Consider the following 17,941-nt stretch of genomic DNA (forward strand, 5'->3'; position numbering starts at 1 on the left):
GGTTCCGCGGCGACCGCCGCTGCACCCGCTGGCGGCAGCGGGGCCGTGGCGGCAGGCCCCGGCGGCATGCCCATGGCGGGTGCGGCCTGGAAGGGCGCAGCGCCGCCGCCGCGGGGGGCACTGTCGGCAGGCGCCGGCGCGGTGCCTGCGGCCATGCGCGCGGTGCGGCGCACGCCCGGCTCCACGTTGGTGCTGCGCGCCACGTAGGGCAGGTAGATCAGGCCCGGCAGCACCCCTGCGTGGGTCAGCAGCACATTGGCCCGTTCCACGATCTCGCCATAGCGCGCCAGCGCCTGGCGTTCGAAGGCGCGATATAGCGACAACTGCGTGTCCAGCCCCAGGCCCAGCGTTTCGCCGGCAACGCGCAGCAGCCGGCACAGCGCGTGCGGCCCCAGCGGCAACTGCTCGATCTCGAAGGCGGGCCGCGCCGCCAGCACGCCGAAGCGCTGGCCGAGCAACTGCAGCGGGATGTTGCAGCGGGTCGCCTCGCGGCGGGCGATCTCGTGCAGCACGATGTCGCGGTCGATATCCACGTCGGCGACCAGGGTCAGCATTTGCGCCGCCGCGACCGGACTGGCCGTGCGCGGGGTGGCGGCCGCGGCGGCCGGGCTGCGGATGCCGGCCAGCCCGGCTTCCAGGTGCGCCTGGTAGTGCGGCGCAAAGCCCCCGCGCTGCGCGCGCAGGCGCTGCGCTTCCTGGAACAGGTCCTGCTGCACCTGGCCGTTGCGGGCGCGCCCGGCCTGCTCGAGCAGGTCCTGCTCCAGTTCGTCCAGGGTCGCCTGCAGCGGCATGTCCAGGGCCTGCTGCAGCAGGCTGTTCAGGGTCTGCAGGATGTCGCGCACGCGCGCCGGCAGGGCGGCGCTGGCAAGCGTCGCCGTCGGGGCCTGGAGGGTCGCAGACACGGGCATCCTGTGATCGCCGTTGTACTTTTCTGCGCGGTATGTAGCACGATCCGCCGCCGCAACCAAGGCGGACGACGCGGCTCAGGGCAGGAACAGGGCGATGACGTCGTTGGTGAAACGCCGTCCCAGCTCGGTCGGGACGGCGTGCCCGGCGTCCACCCGCAGCCAGTCGCGGGCCTGCGCGGTGGCCAGGGCCGGGGCGATCGCCTGCAGCGGCAGGCCGGTGCGGGCGCTGAAGTCGCGCAGCGCGAAGCCGTCGTTGAGGCGCAGGGCGTTGAGCATGTACTCGAACGGGCGCCGCTCCGGCGCGATCCACTCGTCGCCGCCGATCGCCGCCGGCGTCCCCGCCGCGTCCAGGAACGCCTGCGGATGCTTGTGCTTCCAGCGCCGCAGGATGTTCTGCTCGGCGCCGGAGCTGATCTTGCCGTGGGCGCCGGCACCGATGCCGAGATAGTCGCCGAAGGTCCAGTAGTTGAGGTTGTGCGCGCAGCGGTAGCCGGCGCGCGCATAGGCGCTGACCTCGTACTGCGCGTAGCCGGCCTCGGCCAGCAGCGCCTGGCAGCGCTCCTGCATGTCCCAGGCGTCGTCGTCCTCGGGGATGCCCTGCGGCGGCCGCGCGGCGAACACGGTGTTCGGCTCCAGGGTGAGCTGGTAGTGGCTCAGGTGGGTCGGCTGCAGCGCCAGCGCCTGCGCGATGTCGCGCTCGGCCTCGGCCAGGGTCTGCTGCGGCAGCGCGTACATCAGGTCCAGGTTGACATTGGCGTAGCCGGCGTCCTGCGCCAGCTTCACCGCACGCTCGGCCTCGGCGCCGTCGTGGATGCGGCCGAGCCGCTGCAGCGCCGCGTCGTCGAAGCTCTGGATGCCGAAGCTCAGGCGATTCACCCCGGCCGCCAGGTAGCGGTCGAAGCGGCCGTGCTCGGCGGTGCCGGGATTGGTCTCCAGGGTGATCTCCAGGCCCGGCGCGAAGCGCAGCCGGGCGCTGGCCGCCTGCAGGAAACGATCGATCGCCTCGGGCGGGAACAGGCTGGGCGTGCCACCGCCGAAGAACACACTGTTGACCACCCGGCCCCAGACCAGCGGCAGGTCCTGGTCGAGGTCGCGGATCAGCGCATCCACGTAGGCGTCGAACGGCAGCGTGCCCTTGGCCGCGTGCGAGTTGAAGTCGCAGTACGGGCATTTGCGCACGCACCACGGCAGGTGCACGTAGAGCGACAGCGGCGGCGGCACCAGCGACGGGCCGTCGGCGTGCGCGGACGGGTCCGGACAGGCGGCGCCGGGCGGATGCTGGCAATGGGCGTGGGCGTGGGCGTGCGGCATGGCGGCAGGAAAGCGAAGTGCGGTCGGCGAGTGGGGCGGGGTGGGTCAGGGGCCGCAGGCGCGGCGCAGTGCAGGCTGCGCGCACCACGCGGCCTGTATCGGCCGGAGGCCTGCGCGCGGCGTGTTCACCCGGCCGGCCGTGCCGCCAGCAACTCCGCAAGGCGTTGCTTGAGTTGCTGCAGGGCGAGGGCGCGATGGCTGATGCGGTTCTTCAGCGCCAGCGGCATCTCGGCCGCGGTCTGGCCGTGCTCCGGGTCCAGGAACACCGGGTCGTAGCCATGTCCGCCGGTGCCGGCACGGGCCTGCGCGATGCGGCCGCGCCAGCGCCCTTCCACCAGCAGCGGTTGCGGATCCTCGGCATGCCGCAGCAGCACCAGCACGCAGTAGAAGTGCGCGCCGCGCTGCGCGTCGGGAACATCGCGCAGCGCGTCCAGCAGCTTGTCGATATTGGCCTGCGCATTGCCGTGCTCGCCGGCGTAGCGCGCCGAATACAGCCCCGGCGCGCCGTGCAGCGCGTCCACGCAGATGCCGGAGTCGTCGGCCAGCGCCGGCAGGCCGGTGACGCGCGCGGCGTGGCGCGCCTTCAGTAGCGCGTTCTCGACGAAGGTCAGGCCGGTTTCGTCGGCATCGCTGACGCCGAGGGTGGATTGCGCGATCAGCTCGACTCCGACGTCGTCGAGCAAAGCATGCAGTTCTTCGAGTTTGCCGGCGTTGCTGCTGGCCAGGACCAGTTTCATGCGGTGGGCTCCAGCAGATCCCAGGTGTTGCCGTACAGATCGCGGAACACCGCGACCGTGGCGTAGGGTTCGTGGCGCGGGGCTTCCAGGAACTCCACGCCGGCGGCGAGCATCGCCGCATGGTCGCGCCGGAAGTCGTCGGTATGCAGGAAGAAGCCGACCCGGCCGCCGGTCTGATTGCCGATGCGGCTGCGCTGGGCATCGTTGCTGGCGCGCGCCAGCAGCAGCGCCGCACCGCGCGCATCGCCAGGCCCGACCACGACCCAGCGCTTGTGGCCCTGGTCCACGTCTTCCAGCAACTGGAAGCCCAGCTTGCCGGTGTACCAGGCGATGGCCTCGTCGTAGTCGGCCACCACCAGAGTGACCAGGGCCAGGTGCCGCGTCATTGCGCCAGGGCCGCGCGCTGCGCCGCCAGCAACTCGCCGATGCCGCGCTCGGCCAGGCCGAGCAGAGCGTCCAGTTCGTCGCGGCGGAACGCGTGGCCCTCGGCGGTGCCCTGCAGCTCGATGAAACCGCCGCCGTCGTTCATCACCACGTTCATGTCGGTATCGCAGTCGCTGTCCTCGGCGTAGTCCAGGTCCAGCACCGGCACGCCGCGGTACACGCCCACCGAGACCGCGGCGACCGCGCCCAGCACCACCGGCTTCTTCAGGTCGCCGCGCTTCTGCAGCCAGTTCACCGCATCCACCAGCGCCACGTAGGCGCCGGTGATGGCGGCGGTGCGGGTGCCGCCGTCGGCCTGCAGCACGTCGCAGTCCAGGGTGATGGTGCGCTCGCCCAGGGCGGTGCGGTCGACGCAGGCGCGCAGCGCGCGGCCGATCAGACGCTGGATCTCCAGCGTGCGTCCGCCCTGCTTGCCGCGTGCGGCCTCGCGATCGGAGCGCGAGTGGGTGGCGCGCGGCAGCATGCCGTATTCGGCGGTCACCCAGCCTTCGCCCTTGCCGCGCAAGAAGCCCGGCACGCGGTTCTCGACGCTGGCGTTGCACAGCACGCGGGTGTCGCCGAAGCTGACCAGGACCGAGCCTTCGGCATGGCGGGTGAAGGCGCGTTCGATGCGGACCGGGCGCAACTGATCGGCCGTGCGGCCGCTGGGACGGGAGAAGGACATGCAGGGGTTCCGGGAAGGGGGGCGTGCGCGGCATGTGACCGCGTTCGGCAAGGCAGGAAAGGCCGCTAGGTTAACATCCGCCCCTTGTCCGCATTGGAACACCGCATGATCCGCAGCATGACCGCCTACGCCGGCGCCGAGCGCATCACTCCCTGGGGCACGCTGGGGTGCGAGCTGCGCTCGGTGAACCACCGTTTCCTGGAAGTGGGCGTGCGCCTGCCGGAGGAACTGCGCGCGCTGGAGCCGCAACTGCGCGAACGCGTGGCTGCGCGGATCAGCCGCGGCAAGCTCGACCTGATGCTGCGCCTGCGCGCGCCGGATGCGGCGCAGACGCTGGCGGTGAACGAAGCGCTGGTCGAACAGTTGGGCGTGCTCGCGCAGCGGCTGGGGGTGCGTTTTGCGCAGATGCAGGTGCAGTTCGTCGACCTGCTGCAACTGCCGGGCGTGCTGCAGGGGCAGACCGCCGATCCGGCCGCGCTGCAGGCGCAGGCGCTGGAACTGCTGGACGAGGTGCTGGCCGAGTTCGTCGCCGCACGCGAGCGCGAAGGCGGCAAGCTGGCCGCGGCCATCGTCGAGCGGGTCGATGCGGTGGAACGCGTCGCCGGCGAGGTGCGCACGCTGATCCCGGCCATCCGCGACGGCCAGCGCGCCAAGCTGGCGGCGCGCCTGGCCGACCTGCCGCATCCGGTCGATCCCGGCCGCGCCGAGCAGGAACTGGTGCTGTGGTTGCAGAAGCTGGACGTGGACGAGGAGTTGGACCGGCTCGGCAGCCACATCAAGGAACTGCGCCGCGTCCTGCGCCAGCCGGAACCGGCGGGCCGGCGCCTGGATTTCCTGCTGCAGGAGTTCAACCGCGAGGCCAACACCCTGGGCTCGAAGTCGGTGGACAGCCGCACCTCCAACGCCGCGGTGGAACTGAAGGTGCTGATCGACCAGATCCGCGAGCAGGTGCAGAACCTCGAGTAGCCGGGAATGGGCGATCGGGAATGGGGAATCGTCAAAGCGGGTACGATTCACCCCCAGCCCGGCTCGGCGCTGTTCCCATTCCCCATTCCCGACTCCCCATTCCCAAGAACATGCGCGGCACTCTCTACATCGTGGCGGCCCCTTCCGGCGCCGGCAAGAGCAGCATCGTCAACGCCACCTTGGCGCGCGATCCGCAGATCGCACTGTCGATCTCGTTCACCTCGCGCGCGCCGCGGCCGGGCGAACGCCATGCCGAGCACTACCATTTCGTCTCCGCCGACGAGTTCCAGCGGATGATCGATGCCGGCGACTTCTTCGAGTACGCCCGCGTGCACGGCGACTGGAAGGGCACCGCGCGGCAGTCGGTGGAGCCGCAGCTGGCCGCCGGCCACGACGTGCTGCTGGAGATCGACTGGCAGGGCGCCCGCCAGGTCCGGGCCAAGGTGCCCGACGCGGTCAGCGTGTTCATCCTGCCGCCCTCGCGCGAGGCGCTGGAGCAGCGCATGCGCAAGCGCGGCCAGGACAGCGAGGCGGTGATCGCGCAGCGGCTGGCCGCCGCGCGCGAGGAGATGTCGCACTATGCCGACTTCGACTACGTGATCGTCAACGAGCACTTCGACGCCGCGGTGGACGAGATGTGCGCGATCTTCGTCGCCAGCCGCCTGCGCCGGCTGCCGCAGCAGCAGCGCCACGCCGGGCTGATCGCCACCCTCCTGCAGGAACAGCCAACTGGCTGATTCCAAAGGGAACTGAATGGGGTGGGGTTGATCTTGGGCGGCTGCCGCCCTACAATCCCCGCCCTTTCCCTCATTCGAACGCGTGGCCGCTGCCGGCCCGCCGGGAGCCCGCATGGCCCGCATCACCGTAGAAGATTGCCTGGAAGTCGTTAACAACCGTTTCGAACTGGTCATGATGGCGTCCAAGCGCGCCCGCCAGCTCGCCAACGGCGTGCAGGCCACCCTCGACAACACCGAGTCCGCCGACAAGCCGACCGTGCTGGCGCTGCGCGAGATCGCCGCGCGCAAGATCGACAACGCGCTGATCGACGAGGTCGAGAAGGCCGAGCGCGAGCGCGCCGAGCGCGAAGCCCTGGAATGGGCCGCGGCCGAAGTGGTGGCCGACGAGGACATGTCCAAGAACGACGACTGATCGCGTCCCGCGTCGCGATCGTCCTGCGAACAGCCCGCATCCGCGGGCTGTTTCGTTTTGCGGGTTTGCCGTCCACGCGCCGCTGGCATAGTCTTCCCGCATGAACCCAGGCCCTTCTGCCCAGGTCGCCCACGCCGCGCCGTCGTCGGCCGACGAGGCGGTCCCCGACTACGTCCTGCAGCTCGAACGCAGCGCCAGCTATCTGCCTCCCGAGCAGATCCCGCTGCTGCGCCGCGCGTGGGAGGTCGGTGCGGCCGCGCACGCGGGGCAGACCCGCAAGTCCGGCGAGCCCTACATCACCCACCCGGTGGCGGTGGCCGGCGTGCTGGCCGAGCTCGGCCTGGACGTGGAGGCGCTGATCGCGGCGATCCTGCACGACACCATCGAGGACACCCCGCTGACCCGCGCCGAGCTGGCCGCCGAGTTCGGCGAGGCGGTGGCGGAACTGGTCGACGGCGTCACCAAGCTGGACAAGCTCAAGTTCCGCGATCGCCAGGAAGCGGCCGCCGAGAGTTTCCGCAAGATGCTGCTGGCGATGTCGCGCGACCTGCGCGTGATCATGATCAAGCTCGCCGACCGCCTGCACAACATGCGCACGCTGGGCGCGCAGAGCGCCGAGGCGCGCAGCCGCATCGCCCGCGAGACCCTGGAGATCTACGCGCCGATCGCCCAGCGCCTGGGCATGAGCCTGATGAAGTCCGAGCTGCAGAACCTCGGCTTCCGCGCGCTGCATCCGTGGCGGCACGCGATCATCGAGAAGCACATCCGCAGCCAGCCGGTGGTGCGCCGCGAATCGATGGCGCAGGTGGAAGTGCAGTTGTCGCAGCGTCTGGCCAAGGAAGGGCTTGAGCACCGGCTGGTGAGTCGGATCAAGACGCCGTGGAGCATCTACAACAAGATGCGCGACGAGAACAAATCCTTCGACCAGGTGATGGACGTGTTCGGCTTCCGCCTGGTGGTGCGCGGGGTGCCCGACTGCTACCACGCGCTGGGCGCGGTGCACGCCACCTTCAAGCCGCTGGACGCGCGCTTCCGCGACTTCATCGCCATTCCCAAGGCCAATGGTTACCAGTCGCTGCACACGGTGCTGTTCGGCCCCTATGGCTCGCCGATCGAGGTGCAGATCCGCACCGAGGAAATGGACCTGATCGCCGAGCGCGGCGTCGCCGCGCACTGGACCTACAAGTTCGGCGGCGACTCGCCCAACAGCGCGCAGAGCCGCGCGCATGCGTGGATCGTCGAGCTGATCGAATCGCAGCGCGCCGCCGGCTCGTCACTGGAGTTCCTGGACAACGTCAAGGTCGACCTGTTCCCGGACGAGGTCTACCTGTTCACGCCCAAGGGCAAGATCCTGGCGCTGCCGCGCAATTCCACCGCGCTGGACTTCGCCTATGCGGTGCACACCGACGTCGGCAACCGCGCGGTGGCCTCGCGCGTGGACAAGAAGCTGGTGCCCTTGCGCACCAAGCTGGTCAGCGGGCAGACGGTGGAAGTGATCACCGCGCGCTCGGCCACGCCCAAGCCGCAGTGGCTGGAGTTCGTGGTCAGCAGCAAGGCACGCACCGCGATCCGCCACCAACTCAAGCAGCTCGAGCACGAGGACGCGGTGCAGCTCGGCCACCGCATGCTCGACCGCGCATTGGAGGCGATGGACAGTTCGCTGGAACGGCTGCCCAAGGGGCGCCTGGACTCGTTCCTCAGCGAGCACCGCTACCCGCGCCTGGAGGCGCTGCTGGCCGACGTGGCGCTGGGCAACTGGATGCCCAACCAGGCCGCGCAGGCGCTGATGGCGTACGCCGAACTGCGCGGCGGCGGCCACTCCAAGCATTCGCAGGAAAAGATCCTGATCAACGGCACCGAGCGCGGCGTGGTCAGCTTCGCCAACTGCTGCCAGCCGATTCCCGGCGACGAGATCATGGGCTACCACACCGCCGGCAAGGGCATCGTGGTGCATCGGCTGGACTGTCCGAACCTGGCCGAACTGCGCAAGTCGCCCGAGCGCTGGGTGCCGATCGGCTGGGATACCAGCGTCATCGGCGACTACGACACCGCGCTGGTGGTGGACGTGGAGAATCGTACCGGCGTGCTCGCGCAACTGGCCGCGGCGATCGCGCAGAGCCAGTCCAACATCGAGCGCGTCGACTACCTGGACCGCGACTTCAATGCCGCGGTGCTGCGCTTCAACATCCAGGTGCGCGACCGTAACCACCTGGCCGAAGTGATGCGTCGGCTACGGCGCTTGAATGCGGTGCAGAGCGTGCGGCGCCAGTAAGGCGTCGGGATTGGGGAGTCGGAGCGGGTCGGGTCCTGCTGTCGTAGGAGCGGCTTCAGCCGCGACGCCTTACCGATAGAGCGTCGCGGCTGAAGCCGCTCCTACGAAAGCGTGCGTGCGGATCGCGGCATGCCTTGCCGGCATGCTGTTCCGATTCCCGATTCCCGATTCCCGATTCCCGATTCCCCAATCCCCAACCGCGCACGCCAGCTAAACTAGGCGGACATTCTTCCAACGGAGTCGCCATGTCCCGCCAGATCATCCATACCGACCGTGCGCCGGCCGCGATCGGCCCGTATTCGCAGGCCGTGCGCGCCGGCAACACCGTGTACTTCTCCGGGCAGATCCCGCTGGATCCTGCCACCGGCGAGATCGTCGCCGGCGACATCGCCGCGCAGGCGCGCCGCGCCTTCGACAACCTGCAGGCGGTGGCCGAGGCGGCCGGCGGTTCGCTGGACCGCATCGTGCGCCTGGGGCTGTACCTCACGGATCTGGCGCAGTTCGCGCAGGTCAATGCGGTGATGCAGGACTACTTCCAGGCGCCGTTCCCCGCGCGTTCCACCATCGAAGTCTCGGCGCTGCCCAAGGGCGCGGGCTTCGAAGTGGACGCGGTGATGGTGCTGGACTGATCCCCCGCCGTGCCGCGCGTGCAGGTTCCGGCGCCGGCGCTGTCGGCGGCAGGCGAGGTGCCGCTGACCACGCTGCCCGGCGTCGGTCCCAAGCTGGCGGAGAAATTCGCCGCGCGCGGTCTGTCCACCCTGCAGGACCTGTGGCTGCACCTGCCGCTGCGCTATGAGGACCGCACCCGGCTGACCACGGTCGCGGCGTTGCAGCCGGGCGTGCCGGCTCAGGTCGAGGGGCGGGTGCAGGCGGTGGACCGTGGCTTCCGCTACCGGCCGATGCTGCGCGTGGCGGTCGCCGACGATTCGCGCGGCACCCTGGTGCTGCGCTTCTTCCAGTTCCGTGCCGCGCAGTCGGCGCAGTTCGCGGTCGGCGCGCGCTTGCGCGCCTTCGGCACGCCCAAGCCGGGCCAGCACGGGCTGGAGTTCGTGCATCCCAGCTATCAGATCCTCGGTGAGGACGACGACGCGGCGCTGGGCGATCGCCTGGATCCGGTGTATCCGGCGGTGGAGGGCGTCGGCCCGGCGACCGTGCGGCGGCTGATCGGCCAGGCGCTGGACCGGCTGCCGGAGGAAGCGGCGCTGGAACTGCTGCCGGCGTCGCTGCTGGCCGAACTCGGCCTGCCGTCGCTGCGCAGCGCGCTGCTGGTCGCGCACCGGCCGCCGCCGCAGGCCGACCTGGCCGCGCTCGCCGCCGGGCTGCATCCGGCGCAGCAGCGCCTGGCGCTGGAGGAACTGCTCGCGCATCACCTGAGCCTGCGCCGCCAGCGCATCGCCATGCAGTGCCAGCCGGCGCCCTCGCTGCGCGGCCGCGGGCTGCTGGCCAAGCGCCTGCAGCAGTCGCTGCCGTTCCAACTGACCGGCGCGCAGCAGCGCGTGTTCGCGCAGATCCGCGCCGACCTGGAGCGGCCGGCGCCGATGCTGCGGCTGGTGCAGGGCGACGTCGGCAGCGGCAAGACCGTGGTCGCCGCGCTGGCGGCGATGCTGGCGGTGGACAAGCGCAAGCAGGCGGCGCTGGCGGCGCCGACCGAACTGCTCGCCGAACAGCATCTGGCCAACCTGCGCGGCTGGCTGGAGCCGCTGGGCGTGCGCGTGGCCTGGCTGGCCGGCAAGGTCACCGGCAAGGCGCGCAGCGCGACCCTGGCGCAGATCGCCTCGGGCGAGGCACAGGTGGTGGTCGGCACGCATGCGCTGATGCAGGACGCGGTGCGCTTCCACGACCTGGCCCTGACCATCGTCGACGAACAGCACCGCTTCGGCGTGCACCAGCGGCTGGCGCTGCGCGACAAGGGCGCTTCCGGCGCGGGCGTGCCGCACCAGTTGGTGATGACCGCCACGCCGATTCCGCGCACGCTGGCGATGGCCGCCTATGCCGACCTGGACGTCTCCTCCATCGACGAACTGCCGCCGGGGCGCACCCCGGTGCAGACCATCGTGCTCAATGCCGAGCGCCGTCCGGAACTGGTGCAGCGCATCCGCGTGGCCTGCGCCGAGGGTCGCCAGGCCTATTGGGTCTGCACCCTGATCGAAGAGGCCGAGGACAACGAGAAGTCCGCGCAGGGCGGCGGCGCCGGCAACCGGCTCGAAGCCAGCGCCGCGCAGGCCACCTTCGAGGCGCTCTCGGCGCAGTTGCCGGAACTGCGCGTGGGCCTGGTCCATGGCCGCATGAAGCCGGCGGAGAAGCAGGCGGCGATGCGCGCGTTCAAGCAGGGCGAGATCGACCTGCTGGTCGCCACCACCGTCATCGAGGTCGGCGTGGACGTGCCCAATGCCTCGCTGATGATCATCGAGAACGCCGAGCGCCTGGGCCTGGCGCAGTTGCACCAGCTGCGCGGCCGGGTCGGGCGCGGCGCGGCGGCGTCGAGCTGCGTGCTGATGTACCAGGCGCCGCTGTCGGCGATGGCGCGGCAGCGCCTGGAAACCATGCGCCAGACCAACGACGGCTTCGTCATCGCCGAGAAGGACCTGGAACTGCGCGGCCCCGGCGAACTGCTCGGCACCCGGCAGACTGGCCTGGCCGCGTTCCGGGTGGCCGACCTGGCTCGCGACGCCGGCCTGCTGCCGCGCGTGCACGCCCTGGCCGACCGGCTGCTCGACGAGGCGCCGGTCCTGGCCGACCGTATCGTCGCCCGCTGGGTCGGCGGCGCGGTGCGGTTCGCCGGGGCGTGATGGGGGGGATTCGGCATTTGGGATTTGGGATTCGCAAAAGCGGCATCGCCACGTCTTTGTTCGTAGGGCTGACTTTGACCGCTATGAGGCTGTCCCGGTAATGCCCGGTCGCGGCTAAAGCCGCTCCTACAACAGCAGGCGGACCGGCCGCTTCTAACGAATCCCCAATCCCGACTCCCCAATCCCAGCTCCTTCCCATGCCTGCTCCGCAGTGCCAGACTCGGCCGCCGAATGGACGAGCGAAGCGACGCATGAGCGATAAGATTCCCCTGTTGATCGATACCGACCCTGGCGTGGACGACGCGCTGGCGCTGTTGATGGCGTTCGCCGATCCGCGTCACGAGGTGGTCGGGCTGACCATCGCCGCCGGCAACGTCGGGCTGCGCCACACCGTGCGCAATGCGCTGAAGCTGTGCGAAGTGGCCGGGCGCGAGGATGTGCCGGTATTCGCCGGCTGCGCCGATCCGCTGCTGCATCCGTCGGTGGATGCGGGGCACGTGCATGGCCAGGACGGCTTCGGCGACGTCGACCTGCCGCCGGCCGCGCGTGGCGCCGAGGCCGAGCACGCCGCGCTGGCGATCCTGCGCCTGTCGCACCAGTACGCCGGGCGCCTGCTGCTGGTCGCGCTGGGGCCGTTGACCAACATCGCACTGGCGCTGAAGCTGGACCCGACCCTGCCGCAGCGCGTCGGCCGCTTCCTGGTGATGGGCGGGGCGATCACCTGCCACGGCAACATCACCCCGGCCGCCGAGTTCAACATCGCCTTCGACCCAGAGGCGGCGCACATCGTGTTCAAGGCGTTCCCGCACATCGAGGTCGCCGACTGGGAAGCGACCGTGGCGCACGGCCTGCCGCACCGCGAGGTCGAGCAGTGGCTGGCGGTGGATGCGCCCAAGGCGCGCTTCTACGAGCTGATCTCGCGCAAGACCCGACTGTGGTCGGAAGACGCGCGCGGCGAGCACTGGTACGCCGCCGACGCGCTGGCGATGGCCTGGGCGCTGCAGCCCGACGGCGCCCAGGAAGTGCAGTCGCGGCCGATGCAGATCGAGCTGTCCGGGGTGCACACCCGCGGCGCCACCCTGGTCGACTGGAACCGCCAGCTGGGCCTGCCGGACAGCACGACCATGCTCATCCGCTACGACCACGCCCGCTTCCTGGGCCTGGCCCGCGCGGCGGTCGGCGCCGGCTGAGCCTGCCGCCCGCCCGCACCCGGGCGGGATCGGCCGGGGCAGGGCGCCCCGGGCGATGTCACCGCCGCTGTCGATACGTAAACGTTGCGTGGAGGGCGGCAGGGCTGTTATAGTTTCCCTCTTGTCCAGCAGCCACCTACGGTGCGAGCCCATGAAGGCCGACATCCATCCCCAGTACCGCGACGTCGTGTTCCACGATGTCACCTCCGATTTCAAGATCCTGACCCGTTCGACCATGTCCTCGAAAGAGACGGTCAAGTGGGAGGACGGCGAAGAGTATCCGCTGATCAAGGTCGAAATTTCCTCGGCTTCGCACCCGTTCTACACGGGCAAGCACAAGGTCATTGACACCAGCGGCCGCATCGACAAGTTCCAGAAGCGCTACGCGCGCTGATCGGAACCGTCGAACGGATGTAAAGCGACGGCCGCTTGCGCGGCCGTTTTGCTATCCGCCACATCCTGTCTTCCCGGTGTTGACGCGCCGGTGTCATCCTTCCGTGAAAGTGCGGCGAGGATGCAACGCTGTGTCGCTTTCCTGCCGCCATCGTGCAGCATGAGCGGTGAGCGACGACGCAAATGCTGCTGTGCGATAATGGCGCGATCCGTGGCGATTGCCGTGGACTTCCTTCACGCGTCTGTTCGCAACGTAATCGGACAGGCGCCTTCCATCGAGGAGCGCACACTGTGTCCGATCTTGATCAGGTCACGTTGAACGCCGGCGACAAGTCGGTCGTTCTTCCGGTACTCAAGCCCACCCTGGGCAACGATTGCGTCGACATTTCCAAGTTGACCAAGGAGACCGGTCTCTTCACCTACGACTCGGGCTTCACCGCGACCGCCAGCTGCAAGTCGGCGATCACCTACATCGACGGCGACAACGGCGTGCTGCTGTACCGCGGCTACCCGATCGAGCAGCTGGCCGAGAAGTCCAACTTCCTCGAAGTGGCCTACCTGCTGATGAACGGCGAGCTGCCCACCGCCGACGAATTCAAGAAGTTCGACCACGAAGTGACGCATCACACGATGATGCACGAGTCGCTGAAGAACTTCCTCGGCGGCTTCCGCCACGACGCGCACCCGATGGCGATGCTGGCCGGTAGCGTGGCCTCGCTGTCGGCGTTCTACCACGACACCCTCGACCTCAACGATCCGGAGCAGCGCCGCCTGGCCGCGATCCGCCTGATCGCCAAGGTGCCGACCATCGCCGCCGCCGCCTACCGCTACTCCATCGGCTGGCCGATCCGCTACCCGCGCAACAACCTCGGCTACGTCGAGCGCTTCCTGCACATGATGTTCGAGGTGCCGAGCGAGCAGCTGCAGATGAACCCGGTCGTGGCCAAGGCCCTGGACCTGCTGTTCATCCTGCACGCCGACCACGAGCAGAACGCCTCGACCTCGACCGTGCGTCTGGTCGGTTCCACCGGCGCCAACCCGTACGCCTCGGTCGCCGCCGGCATCACCGCGCTGTGGGGCCCGGCGCATGGCGGCGCCAACGAAGCCGTGCTGAAGATGCTGGAAGAGATCGGCACCGCCGACAACGTCGAGAGCGCCGTGGCCAAGGCCAAGGACAAGAACTCGAGCTTCCGCCTGATGGGCTTCGGCCACCGCGTGTACAAGAACTTCGACCCCCGCGCGAAGATCATCCGCGAGATGACCCACAAGGTGCTGGGCGAGCTGGGCGTCAACGACCCGCTGCTCGAAGTGGCGCTGAAACTGGAAGAGGCCGCGCTGAAGGACGACTACTTCGTGCAGCGCAAGCTGTACCCGAACGTCGACTTCTACTCGGGCATCATCTACAAGGCGCTGAACATTCCGGTGGAGATGTTCACCGTGATGTTCGCCATCGCCCGTACCGCCGGCTGGGTCTCGCACTGGCTGGAGCAGCAGGTCGACCCGGAAATGAAGATCGGCCGTCCACGCCAGATCTACACCGGCTACGACAAGCGCGACTACACCAGCACCGACAAGCGCTGATCGATCGCCGCATCGCTGTCAGGAACGCCCCGCCTCGCGGGGCGTTTTTGTTTGCGCGGTCGAAGCGGGGAAGGACTGCCATCCGCCTCGCCGCGCACGCGCGCGCATGCGCCATGGCACGGCGCCCGCCACAGCCAGCGCGTGGCGCGCCGTCGCGCTCAGCCGTACTGGTAGTCGGCGATGTCCTGCTCGGTCAGCAGTTGCCGCAGTTGCGGCATCGAGGCGCGGCGCATCGGCTTCTCGTCCACCTGCGACAGCGGCGCCTGGCGCAGCGCGTCGTAGGGCAGCACGGTCAGGTCGAAGGTCAGCTCCTCGGCGGTGAACAGCCACACCGGGAAGTCCTCGCTGCGCTCGCGGTCCAGGCGCAGCCGGCGGCTGCGCAACTCGGCCGGGATGCGGTGCTCTTCGAGGAAGCGCGCCACCGCCTCGGCATCGTCGCTGTGCAGGTGCAACTGCACCGGGCTGTTGGCGTCGGCGGTGCCGTCGTGCACCGGCCCGGCCAGGCGCGGCGCGAACGCGTGCAGGAAGTCCATCGCGCGCAGCGCCGCCTCGCGCCGCCGGCGCAGTTCGCCGGCATGGTCGGGGCCGGCGAACAGGCGCTGGTATTCGCGCAGGGCGTCCTCGATCTCGCTGTTGCGCGGCAGCGAGGCGTCGTCGTGGATGCCGAGCCGGTCGGCGGCCTTGAGCTTGGCCTGGTGGAAATCGCGGATGCCGCCTTCGGCCATCAGGCGGGCGGCTTCGTGCGCCAGCCGGCGGCGGCGTTCGTGCGTGCGGGTCCGGGCATGTTGCCGAGCGTGGTGCATGGAGCGCCTCCCCTCAAAGCCTGCCCCGACTGTACCGCAGCCTTGCGAAATTCGGGTGTAGCCGGCGCCGCTGCCTGAGGCGGCGTCCGCCGGGCGAGGCGCGCCCGGCGGGAACTGCCCCGGCCAGCGCCGGGGCGGGGGACACGACGCGATCAGAAGATGTCGAAGGCCGCGTCGTCGGTCTTCTGGTCCTGCAGGCTTTCGTCGAACTGCTGGATGCGGTCCATGTCCTCTGTCTTGACCCATTCCGTTGCGCCGTTGAGGCTGACCTGGACCATGCCGCCCGGCGGATCGTTGCGGGCGATCGGCTGGTCCTTCAGCGCGACCCGCATGTAGTCGATCCAGATCGGCAGCGCCGCCTTGCCGCCGTACTCGCGGTAGCCGAGCGAACGGTAGTCGTCGCGGCCGACCCACACCGTGGTCACGTACGGGCCGCCGAAGCCGGAGAACCAGGCGTCGCGATGGTCGTTGGTGGAGCCGGTCTTGCCGCCGATGTCCTCGCGGCCGAGCACCTTGGCCGGGGTGCCGGTGCCGCGCTGGACCACGTCGCGCATCATCGACACCAACTGATAGGCGGTGCGCTCGTCGATGGCGCGCGGCGCCACCTTGGCCTCCGGGTCGGCGGGCTTCTCCGCTGCAGCCGCCGTGGCCGCGGTCTCTGCCGGCTTGGCCGTCGGCGGCGGCGTGGCCGCGCCGAAGTTGAAGCCGTCCACCACCTGGCTGACCGGCGCGGCGTTGCCGCCGACGCTGCCGCAACTGCGGCAGGCGGTCAGCGGATGCTCCTGGAACAGCACCTTGCCGTCGCGGTCGGTGACCTTGTCGATGATCCAGGTGTTGACCAGCGAGCCGCCGTTGGCGAACACGGTATAGCCGCGCGCCACCGACAGCGGGGTCAGCGAGGCGGTGCCCAGCGACATCGACAGGTTCGGCGGCAGCTCGGCCTCCTGGAAGCCGAACTGGCTGATGTACTTGCGCGCGAAGTCCACGCCGATGGCGTCCAGCAGACGCACCGAGACCAGGTTGCGCGACTGCACCAGCGCTTCGCGCAGGCGCATCGGGCCGCGGAAGCCGCCGCCGTCGTTCTGCGGCGACCAGGTCTTGCCGCGGCGGTCGCGGAACACCACCGGCGCGTCGAGCACGATCGAAGCCGGGTTGAAGCCCTTCTCGAACGAGGCAGCGTACAGGAACGGCTTGAAGCTCGAACCCGGTTGGCGGCGCGCCTGGGTGGCGCGGTTGAACTTGTTGCCGGCGTAGCTGAAGCCGCCGACCATGGCGCGCAGCGCGCCGTTGTTGGCGTCCAGCGAGACCAGGGCGGCCTGGCCGCGCGGGATCTGGGTGATCTCCCATTCGCCCGGCTTGTCGCCGGCCTGGATGCGCACCAGGTCGCCACGCTTGAGCAGGGTGGCCGGGCTGCGCCCGGTCCAGCGGCTGGCGGCCACCGGCAGCACCAGTTCGGTCTTGTTGGCGAGCACCACGGTCGCACTGCCGTCGCTGCCGGTGCTGGCGACGATGCTCGGCAGCATCCCGCCCTGCACGTAGACGCCGCTCAGGTGGCTGGCCAGCGCCGCCGCATCGGCATTGGCGGGGACGTCGAAGTGCTTCTCGACGCCATGCCAGCCATGGCGACGATCGTAGACGACCAGGCCCTCGCGCACCGCATGGTTGGCCGCGGTCTGCAGGGTCGAATCGATGCTGGTGTAGACGTGGTAGCCCTTGTCCAGCACGTCGCCGCCGAAGCGCGCGATCATCTCCTGGCGCACCAGTTCGGCCACGTACGGGGCCTCGACCTCGACCGGACGCTCATGCGGGGCGGCGTGCATCGGCACCGCCTTGGCCGCCTCGGCCTCGGCCGGGGTGATGAAGCCCAGCGCGGCCATGCGGCTGAGCACATAGTTGTCGCGGCGCTGCTTGGCGCGCTCGGGGTTGCTGATCGGGTTGCCGCTGGAGGGGAACTTGGGGATGCCGGCCAGGGAGGCCATCTCGTCCAGGCTCAGCTCGTTGAGCTTCTTGCCGTAGTAGTACTCGGCGGCGGCGGCGATGCCGTAGGCGCGGTTGCCGAAGAAGCTCTTGTTCAGATACAGCTCGAAGATCTCGTCCTTGGTCAGCTCGGCCTCGATCTTGCGCGCCAGCAGGATCTCCGCCAGCTTGCGGGTGTAGCTGTACTCCGAGCTCAGGAAGAACTGGCGGGCGACCTGCTGGGTGATGGTGGAGCCGCCCGGCACGCGCTTGTCGTTGGTGGTGGCCAGCAGCCACACCGCGCGGGCGATGCCCTTGTAGTCGACGCCGCCATGCTCGTAGAAGCGGGCGTCCTCGGTGGCCAGGAAGGCCTGCTTCAGCCGCTCCGGCACGTCCTTCATGGTGATGGGGTAGCGTCGGGTCTCGCCGAACAGCGCCATCAGCTTGCCGTCGCTGGAGTAGACGTACATCGGCTCCTGCAGTTCGACCTTGCGCAGGGTCTGCACGTCCGGGAGTTTGGAGGAGACGACGTAGTACAGCCCGCCTGCCACGGCGGCGCCGACCAGGCCGAGGAGGACGAACAAGACCAGCGCCCAGCGCAGCCAACGACGAAAACGGGGCATCGCGAGAGATTCCGATTGCAGATTTCTTGGGCGCAGAGTATAGAGTACGCCGGGGAACGGCTGGGGCCGGTTCCGGGGATGCGACGGGTTTGCTGCCGCAGGTCATGCCGTGACACGGATCGCGGTATGCAACCGGGCGGTTGCCAATTGCAAAA

16 protein-coding genes are annotated in these 17,941 nt (G+C 69.6%); 9 read left to right on the forward strand and 7 right to left on the reverse strand.

Annotation, left to right across the window (positions count from 1 at the left end; all coding sequences use genetic code 11):
• From J7357_RS18685 to rph, 5 genes are all read right to left on the reverse strand, one after another.
• The coding region (locus J7357_RS18685; protein ID WP_209248785.1) for a DUF1631 family protein at window positions 1-902 on the reverse strand (902 nt) is incomplete at its 3' end.
• A gap of 81 nt (window positions 903-983) precedes the next feature.
• Complete coding sequence (hemW, locus tag J7357_RS18690; RefSeq protein ID WP_209248787.1) at window positions 984-2,219, reverse strand: radical SAM family heme chaperone HemW; 1,236 nt, start codon at window positions 2,217-2,219, stop codon at window positions 984-986.
• Window positions 2,220-2,344: 125 nt separating this feature from the next.
• Window positions 2,345-2,956: an RdgB/HAM1 family non-canonical purine NTP pyrophosphatase gene (rdgB, locus tag J7357_RS18695; protein ID WP_209248789.1), complete on the reverse strand. Its 612-nt coding sequence runs from the start codon at window positions 2,954-2,956 to the stop codon at window positions 2,345-2,347.
• The gene (locus tag J7357_RS18700; RefSeq protein ID WP_209248791.1) at window positions 2,953-3,342 is read right to left on the reverse strand and encodes a VOC family protein; all 390 of its coding nucleotides are present in this window, start codon (window positions 3,340-3,342) and stop codon (window positions 2,953-2,955) included. The genes rdgB and J7357_RS18700 overlap by 4 nt, the downstream gene beginning before the upstream one ends.
• A complete protein-coding gene (gene rph, locus J7357_RS18705; protein ID WP_010343098.1) occupies window positions 3,339-4,064 on the reverse strand; it encodes a ribonuclease PH in 726 nt (241 codons plus the stop codon). Before rph ends, J7357_RS18700 begins: the two co-directional genes overlap by 4 nt.
• Window positions 4,065-4,169: 105 nt before the next feature.
• On the opposite strand from rph, the gene J7357_RS18710 reads away from it, so the two are divergent.
• From J7357_RS18710 to J7357_RS18750, 9 genes are all read left to right on the forward strand, one after another.
• Window positions 4,170-5,030, forward strand: a complete 861-nt coding sequence (locus J7357_RS18710) for a YicC/YloC family endoribonuclease (RefSeq protein WP_209248793.1) — start codon at window positions 4,170-4,172, stop codon at window positions 5,028-5,030.
• Between the two features lie 110 nt (window positions 5,031-5,140).
• On the forward strand, window positions 5,141-5,767 hold the full coding sequence (gene gmk, locus J7357_RS18715) for a guanylate kinase (RefSeq protein WP_209248795.1): 627 nt from the start codon (window positions 5,141-5,143) through the stop codon (window positions 5,765-5,767).
• A gap of 112 nt (window positions 5,768-5,879) precedes the next feature.
• Window positions 5,880-6,179, forward strand: coding sequence for a DNA-directed RNA polymerase subunit omega (gene rpoZ / locus J7357_RS18720; RefSeq protein WP_010343101.1), 300 nt, complete (start codon window positions 5,880-5,882; stop codon window positions 6,177-6,179).
• 100 nt (window positions 6,180-6,279) lie between these two features.
• Window positions 6,280-8,451, forward strand: a complete 2,172-nt coding sequence (locus J7357_RS18725; RefSeq protein WP_017909851.1) for a bifunctional (p)ppGpp synthetase/guanosine-3',5'-bis(diphosphate) 3'-pyrophosphohydrolase — start codon at window positions 6,280-6,282, stop codon at window positions 8,449-8,451.
• Window positions 8,452-8,696: 245 nt separating this feature from the next.
• Window positions 8,697-9,080, forward strand: coding sequence for a RidA family protein (locus tag J7357_RS18730; protein ID WP_010341827.1), 384 nt, complete (start codon window positions 8,697-8,699; stop codon window positions 9,078-9,080).
• A gap of 9 nt (window positions 9,081-9,089) precedes the next feature.
• Complete coding sequence (gene recG / locus J7357_RS18735; RefSeq protein ID WP_209248797.1) at window positions 9,090-11,240, forward strand: ATP-dependent DNA helicase RecG; 2,151 nt, start codon at window positions 9,090-9,092, stop codon at window positions 11,238-11,240.
• 251 nt (window positions 11,241-11,491) lie between these two features.
• Window positions 11,492-12,430: a nucleoside hydrolase gene (locus J7357_RS18740; protein ID WP_209248799.1), complete on the forward strand. Its 939-nt coding sequence runs from the start codon at window positions 11,492-11,494 to the stop codon at window positions 12,428-12,430.
• Between the two features lie 151 nt (window positions 12,431-12,581).
• A complete protein-coding gene (locus J7357_RS18745; protein ID WP_010341537.1) occupies window positions 12,582-12,824 on the forward strand; it encodes a type B 50S ribosomal protein L31 in 243 nt (80 codons plus the stop codon).
• 290 nt (window positions 12,825-13,114) lie between these two features.
• Window positions 13,115-14,404 carry a citrate synthase gene (locus J7357_RS18750; RefSeq protein WP_010341536.1) on the forward strand — a complete coding sequence of 430 codons (1,290 nt, stop codon included), beginning with the start codon at window positions 13,115-13,117 and terminating at the stop codon, window positions 14,402-14,404.
• Window positions 14,405-14,562: 158 nt separating this feature from the next.
• Here J7357_RS18750 and J7357_RS18755 read toward each other — a convergent pair whose 3' ends face one another.
• Window positions 14,563-15,207: a hypothetical protein gene (locus J7357_RS18755; RefSeq protein ID WP_010341535.1), complete on the reverse strand. Its 645-nt coding sequence runs from the start codon at window positions 15,205-15,207 to the stop codon at window positions 14,563-14,565.
• A 152-nt stretch (window positions 15,208-15,359) separates the two neighbouring features.
• Entirely contained in the window at window positions 15,360-17,786 is a 2,427-nt protein-coding gene (locus J7357_RS18760) for a penicillin-binding protein 1A (protein ID WP_209248801.1), read from the reverse strand.
• Window positions 17,787-17,941 lie beyond the last annotated feature (155 nt).

Origin of the sequence: Xanthomonas sp. D-109 (genome assembly GCF_017746095.1) — a bacterium.
GTDB classification, from domain to species: Bacteria; Pseudomonadota; Gammaproteobacteria; order Xanthomonadales; family Xanthomonadaceae; genus Xanthomonas_A; species Xanthomonas_A sacchari.